The 6400-nt window shown below is 73.8% G+C and carries 6 protein-coding genes and 1 pseudogene; 1 reads left to right on the forward strand and 6 read right to left on the reverse strand.

Annotation, left to right across the window (positions count from 1 at the left end; all coding sequences use genetic code 11):
- A pseudogene (locus tag QR78_RS23725) lies at nt 1-201 on the forward strand (hypothetical protein); the annotation flags it as partial.
- On the opposite strand, the gene QR78_RS23730 reads toward QR78_RS23725, so the two are convergent.
- The 6 genes from QR78_RS23730 to QR78_RS23755 form a co-directional block, all read right to left on the reverse strand.
- A complete protein-coding gene (locus tag QR78_RS23730; protein ID WP_244278496.1) occupies nt 168-1595 on the reverse strand; it encodes an ATP-binding protein in 1428 nt (475 codons plus the stop codon). The pseudogene QR78_RS23725 and the gene QR78_RS23730 sit on opposite strands and share 34 nt — an antisense overlap.
- On the reverse strand, nt 1564-2724 hold the full coding sequence (locus QR78_RS23735; RefSeq protein WP_048430061.1) for a lysylphosphatidylglycerol synthase domain-containing protein: 1161 nt from the start codon (nt 2722-2724) through the stop codon (nt 1564-1566). Before QR78_RS23735 ends, QR78_RS23730 begins: the two co-directional genes overlap by 32 nt.
- 184 nt (nt 2725-2908) lie before the next feature.
- A complete protein-coding gene (locus QR78_RS23740) occupies nt 2909-3553 on the reverse strand; it encodes a uracil-DNA glycosylase (protein WP_048430062.1) in 645 nt (214 codons plus the stop codon).
- Nucleotides 3550-4299: a PIG-L deacetylase family protein gene (locus tag QR78_RS23745; RefSeq protein WP_048430063.1), complete on the reverse strand. Its 750-nt coding sequence runs from the start codon at nt 4297-4299 to the stop codon at nt 3550-3552. The genes QR78_RS23740 and QR78_RS23745 overlap by 4 nt, the downstream gene beginning before the upstream one ends.
- A gap of 276 nt (nt 4300-4575) precedes the next feature.
- Nucleotides 4576-5811, reverse strand: coding sequence for a glycosyltransferase family 4 protein (locus QR78_RS23750; protein ID WP_048430064.1), 1236 nt, complete (start codon nt 5809-5811; stop codon nt 4576-4578).
- Nucleotides 5808-6400: sugar phosphate isomerase/epimerase family protein (locus tag QR78_RS23755; protein WP_048430065.1), on the reverse strand; the 593-nt coding region annotated here is incomplete at its 5' end. The genes QR78_RS23750 and QR78_RS23755, both read right to left, overlap by 4 nt.

Consider the following 6400-nt stretch of genomic DNA (forward strand, 5'->3'; position numbering starts at 1 on the left):
AGCACGCAATCCGGGCTGCCGGACAGCTTGACCGGATCCCCCGGCGGCAGCCCGGATTGCGTGCTGAAGCTCAACCGTCCGGCGCGCCAGGCGCAGGAGGGCGAGCAGCTGATTCCCGACGAGCAGGCGACCGGCACGCCGGGCGCGGCGGCCGCGACCGCCGCCGACTATACCGGGCGCCTGCTCGTCGCCTGTCCCTGATCGGCCGCGAGGGCGCCCTCGCCCTTCGGCGGGGCGCCGTGCGCCGGGATCAGGGCGCGGAAGGTCGCCCCCGCCCCCGGGGCGCTCTCGATCACCAGCCGGCCGCGGTGACGGTTGAGGATGTGCTTGACGATGGCGAGGCCCAGGCCCGTGCCGCCCTGCTGGCGGCTCGAGGCGGCATCGACCCGGTAGAACCGCTCGGTCAGGCGCGGCAGGTGCTCGGGGGCGATGCCCGGGCCCTCGTCGCGCACCGCGACCTCGATCTCCGGTGCCCGGCCCTCCTCGGCGTCGCGCAAGCCCAGGCGGATCTCGACCCGGCCGCCGTCGCCGCCGTATTTCACGGCGTTCTCGACCAGGTTCTCGATCACCCGCAGGATCTCGTCGCGGTCGCCCAGCACCCGCAGCGGGCCCGGTGCGGCATCGAGCGTGAGGGTGACGCCGCGCTCGCGGGCGATCAGCCCGAGCGCGTCGGCGATCTGGCGGGCGAGCGGCCCGACATCGACCGCTTGCGTCGGCGGGACGTGGGCGCGCAGTTCGATGCGGGAGAGCGACAGGAGGTCGTCGATCAGCCGGGTCATGCGCAGAGCCTGAACCCGCATGATGCCGAGGAAGCGCTCGCGCGCCTTGGCGTCGTCCCGGGCCGGGCCCTGCAGGGTCTCGATGAAGCCGAGCAGCGACGCGAGCGGCGTGCGCAGCTCGTGGCTGGCATTGGCGACGAAATCGACCCGCATCGTCTCGAGGCGCTGGGCCGAGGTGAGGTCGCGCAGGAAGAGCACGACGTTCGGGCCGGCCCGCCCGGCCTCCCCGCCCTGCATCGCGCCGATCTGCACCTCGAAGGTGCGCTCGGTCGGGACCCGCGGGGAATAGAGCGTCTTCAGGGGCTCGCCGGTGCGCAAGACCGTCTCGATGCCGTCGAGCACGTCGGGGTCGCGCAGCGCGAAGGAGAGCGGGTGGCGCGGCCGCAGGGAGGGCAGGAGCGCGCGGGCGGCGGCGTTCGACTCGATCACCAGGGCGCGACGGTCGATCAGGATGACGGGATCGGGAATGTTGGCGAGCAGCGCCTCGGCGAGGCCGTGGCGGCCCCGGCCCGGCGCGGCGTCGGAGCGCGGCACCGGCTCGCCCCGACCCGGCGCCGCCGCGAGGCCGCCGGCCAGGAGGGCGAGGAGGGCCGCGATCCCGGTGCCGAGGTCGATCCCGTGCTGCCAGGTGTGGATGGCGGTGAAGACCAGGACGGCGCAGAGCGCCCCCCGCCAGGCCGAGCGGCGGGCGGCGGAGAGGGAGCCGGAGGCGACGGGCAGGAACGGCGCGGCCGCGGCTGCCGGCTCGCCCGGCGGCGCGTCGTCCCGCGACGGGTCGTCGGCGTCAGGGCGTCGGGTCGCTCTCGGCGGCATCATCGTCGGGCGCCTCCCGCGGGGTGAGGCGCGCCCGCTTGGCGATCTCATAGGCGCCGAGCGCGGCGAGCGCCACCACGAACGGGATCAGGTAGTAGCAGACCCGGAACAGCAGCAGCGCGCCGAGCACCGATTCCCGCGGCAGGCCGGAGAGCGCCAGCAGCACGGTCGCCTCGAACACCCCGAGCCCGCCCGGCGCGTGGCTGGCGATGCCGAGCATCGCGGCGAGCACGTAGATCGCCACGAAGGTCTCGAAGCTCAGGCCGTGGCCGGCCGGGAGCAGCACGTAGAGCACGCCGGCCGCGGCGCAGACGTCCCCGGCGCCGACGAGCATCTGGCTTAAGGACAGCTTCAGGCCCGGCAGTTCCAGGCGCCAGCCCCGCACCTTGACGCTGCGGCGCTTGAGCGAGACCCAGACCAGATAGGCCAGCACCGCCGCGAGCACCGCGGCCCCGAGACCCTGGTTGAACAGGGTGCTGGTATAGGTGAGGTGCGAGAGCGGCTCGGCCTCGCGGATGAGGCTGATGCCGAGCACCGCCCCCATGCCGAGCCAGAAGGTGAAGCCGGCGACGATGGTGAGCGCCGCGATCCGCCCGGGGCTCAGGCCCTGCCCCGAATAGATCCAGTAGCGCACCGTGCCGGCGGTGAGCAGCGGGAAGCCGAGGTTGAAGCTCACCGCGTAGCTGGTGAAGGAGGCGAGCGCGGTGGTGCGGTAGGGCACCTTCAGCTTGAGCTGGCGGAGCGCCAGGGCGTCGTAGCAGGTGAGGAAGAGGTAGCTCACCACGACGAGCGCGATGGCGAGCCCGATCTGGTTCGGCGTCGCCGCCAGGAAGGCGGTGCGCAGCTCGGCCCAGGTGACGGTGGAGACGAGCTTGCCCAGCACTCCGAGGGAGATGAGGAACAGCACGACGCTCGCGAGCGTGCCGAGCCAGGCGTAGCGCCGCCGGTGGCGGGCGTGATGCGCCTCGGCGCCCTGATGCATCTCGGCGTCTTGACGCGCCTGCGCAGCTCCGGGGTCGCTGCCCGGATCCTGCCCGGCCGGGTCCTCGTCGCGCGGCGGACCGCCGCTCGCGCCCGCGTCGCGCAGGGGCTGGGCCCGCGCGAGGTTCTTGTCCTGGCTGGCGAAGTTCATCGCGTCGGCGTCCGACCCCGCTCGTCACCGGCGCGGGCCCGCGGCCGATCGCGGCCAGACTCGCGCACACAGGTGCCCGGCGGCACTCCGACAGAGCCCCGCTCGCTTGAGCCCGCCATGTAGGCCGTCTGCCGGCGAATGACCAGACGGACCATGCGGCAAGGCAGATGACGGGCCGGGCGAATCACCCGGGGAGGCCGAGACGGCGGGCAGCCTCCGCCAGCCCGGCGCCGATCCGGGCCGGCACCGCCGGGCTGGTGCAGACATAGGTCGGGCTCGGATGCGGCACCGCCACCACGGGCAGGCCGGGCCGCGCCGCGGCGAGGTCCGGCGCCAGGGATTGCGCGACCCGGCCGGACAGGACGACGACCGCGAGGTTCGGCATCAGATCCAGCAGCGGCGGCAGGTAGGCCCGGGCCGCCCGGATCTCGGCCGTCCGGGGCGCCCGGTTGCGGGCGCCGGGGGCGTGGATCACCCACGGCACGGCGTTCCAGATCAGGGTGTCGGCGCGCGGGATGCCGGCTTGGCCGAGGAACCGGAACAGGTTGGCGGCGGTGCCGGTCGGGTTGTCGCGGGACACGAAGGCGGTGCGGCCGGTGGCCGGGCCCGGTGTTTCGAGGAGCAGCAGCAGGCGGGCGGCCACGCCGCCGTCGAGGGGATCGGCCTCCGGCACCGGCTTTTCTTGCTCGGCCCGGATCCGCTCGGCGAGGCGGCGCAGGGGCGCGAGGTGGGGGCTGGCCTCGGCGAGGGCGTGGCGCGAAGCGACGGCACCGGGATCGGCCAGGCTCTTGGGGCCGGACGTGTCGGGAGCGGCCGGCCCGCCGCTCACGCGAGGTGGAGCCCGTCCGGCAGGGTGCCGGCGAGGCGGAAATGCTCGCGGGCGGCCTCGGCGTTCAGGCGCTCGGCGAGGCCGGCGGGGCCGCCGAACTGGAAGCCGATCTGGCTCGCATAGGCCGCGCAGGCCGCGTGCTTGGCCGCCTCGTCCTCCGGCGACAGGCGCACGGTGACGGGCGCGAGCGCCGCGAAGGTCTCGCGGAACGGCTCCTTCGGGTCGGGGTGGCGCACGGTATAGGGAAAGTCGCGCCACCACAGCACCGGGCAGGACGGAGCGAGCGCGCGCATCGCCCGGACCAGCTGGACGTGATCGACATGGCCGCCGACCCCCTGCGGGGCGAGCAGCAGGTCGGGCGCGGCCTCCGCCATCAGGCGGGCGAGCACCGGGCCGAGGTCGTCGGCGAGGGGATCGTCGGGCCGGGTCCCGGCAAAGAGTTCCGGCGCCGAGGCGTAGCCGCGATGCGGCGCCTCCCGCAGGGCGACGTGAACCGGCGGCGCGAGGCCGAGGGCCGCCGCCGCCGCCCGGTCCTCGTCGCGGCGCAAAGCCATGTAGTCGACCTCCGGCCCGAGCCCCTTGTCGAGCTGGCAGGCGAGGGCAAACCCGGTCGGATCGGGGACGGTCGCGGTGAGCAGCGTCACCATCACCACCGTCCAGCCCCCGTTCGCGAGTTGCGCCAGGGTGCCGCCGCAGGAGAAGGCGGCATCGTCGAGATGGGGCGAGAGGGCGAGGGCTGTGGGCATGGGACTCGACTGACAAACGTAGCGCGGGCCTTCTCCTCTCCCCGCGGGCGGGGAGAGGGCCGAGCCCTCGTTCAGAGGGCTCGGCAAGCCCGAAGGGCGGGGGTGAGGGGGCGTTTCCGGATGGGACTCCTCCGGCACCTCCCCCTCACCCTCGCTCCGGCTTTGCCTCCGCTCGCTGTGCTCCCTGGACGGGAGCACAGCCCTCTCCCCGCCCGCGGGGAGAGGAGAGATGCGTGCAAACCTCGGGTGAGCCTTCCGGCCGCGCTGGAAGGCGCCTCACAACAGATGCGGCTCGGCCCGGAAGCGGCAGCTCGGGTCGTGCGGCAGCGCGGGATCGAAGGCCGGGTCCGGCCGCTCGCCCTTCACCGACGCGTAGACCTCCATGATCTGCCGCCCCACCGCCTGCCAGGAATAGACCCGCCGGCACTCCTCCAGGGCCGCCGCCGCGAGGCGGGCGCGCAATGGGCGGTCGGTGATGATCCGGTGCAGCGCCTCGGCCAGCGCCGGCACGTCGCCGGGCTGGACCAGGAGCCCGTTCTCCTCGTCGCGCAGGCAGTCCGAGACGCCGACCGAGTGGGTCGAGACCACCGCCTGCCCCGCCGCCATCGCCTCCAGGATGGTGTTGGAGAACCCCTCCGCGTAGGTCGGCGAGACGAAGACGTCGCCCATCGCGTAGAGGCCCGGCACCGCGTCGTACTCGGCGTAGCCGGTGAAGCGCACTTGGCGCTCCGAGAAGCCGAGATCGGCCGCGAGCGCGCGGGCCGGCTCCACGTCGGGGCCGATGCCCGAAATGACGGCCGAGAACGGCGTGCCGCGCAGGCGCAGCAGGCTCAAGGCATCGAGGAAGTCGAGCACGCCTTTCCGGCGATCGACCCGGCCGTGATAGAACAGCCGCACCGGGTCGGCGGCGTCGCCCGGCTGCCAGCCTTGCGGCGGGCGGAAGCGCGCGGTGTCGACGGCGCCCGGCACGACGGTGAAGCGGTCGGGATCGCTGCCGAGCCGGTCGCAGACCTCGGCCACGAAGGAGCGCCCGCCGATCAGCAGCGCGTTGGCATGGGCCAGCACCCGCACCATGGCCAGCCGATGGGTCTCGCAGCACGAGCCGACCCAGTGGCCGTCGCCGCCCTGGATCGAGACGACGTTCGGCACGCCCAGTTTCTGCGAGGCGATCAGCGTGGCGAAGCCCGTCGGGTAGCCGTATTGCGCATGCAGCACGTCGAACGGCTTCTTAGCGTGTTCCGCCGCGATCGTGTCGACCATCGTGGCGATGTCGCGCTCGAAATCGCCGCTCTCCTGCTCGCCGATCTGTTCGAGGCCGACCACGCGGACGCCCGGCACCGCCGGCGGCGGGCCGCCGCCATAGACCTTGGTGCCGAAGGCGTCGCCCCGGTACTGGCTCACCATCGTGACGTCGTGGCCGGCGCCGACGAGCTCGCGCAGGAGGTTCTGCGCGTAGACGCTCATGCCGGAAATCGCCGGGAAGTAGCGCCGGCTGACGAAACACACCCTCATCGACGGCACTCCCGGAGATAGCGCAGCGAGTCCGGGATCATCCGGTCGGCCCGGTGGCTCTCGCGGGACAGCTCGACGCAGACGAGCTTGTCGAAGCGGATCGCCTCCAGCGCGTCGAGCACGCCGGGGACATCCATGTCGCCCTCGCCGAAGGGCAGGTGGATATGGGTGCCCCGCGCCATGTCCTCGATCGCCACGGTGCCGAGGCGATCGGCGAATTCATGCACGGCCGCCGCGGGCTCGCGCTCCTGCGTCACCAGGCAGTGGCCGGTATCCAGCGCCAAGCTCAGGCCCGGGATATCGAGGGCGGCGTAGTCGTCCAGGGTCTCGACCAGCATGCCGGGCTCGGGCTCCAACGCCGCCACGACCCGGCGCTCGGCCGCGTAGGCGACGACCTGGTCGAGGCCGTCCCGCAGCCAGCCCCGCGCCTCCGCCGGATCGATTCCGGGCTTCGGCACGCCGGCCCAGAACGACACCGCCTCGGAGCCGAGGATCGCCGCGATGTCGATGGCGCGGTGCAGGAAGGCGACCCGGCGGGCGCGGCCGGCCGCGTCCGCCGTCACCAGGGTCGGCTCGTGCTTGGCCCGCG

This window comes from Methylobacterium indicum, assembly GCF_001043895.1.
Taxonomy (GTDB): domain Bacteria; phylum Pseudomonadota; class Alphaproteobacteria; order Rhizobiales; family Beijerinckiaceae; genus Methylobacterium; species Methylobacterium indicum.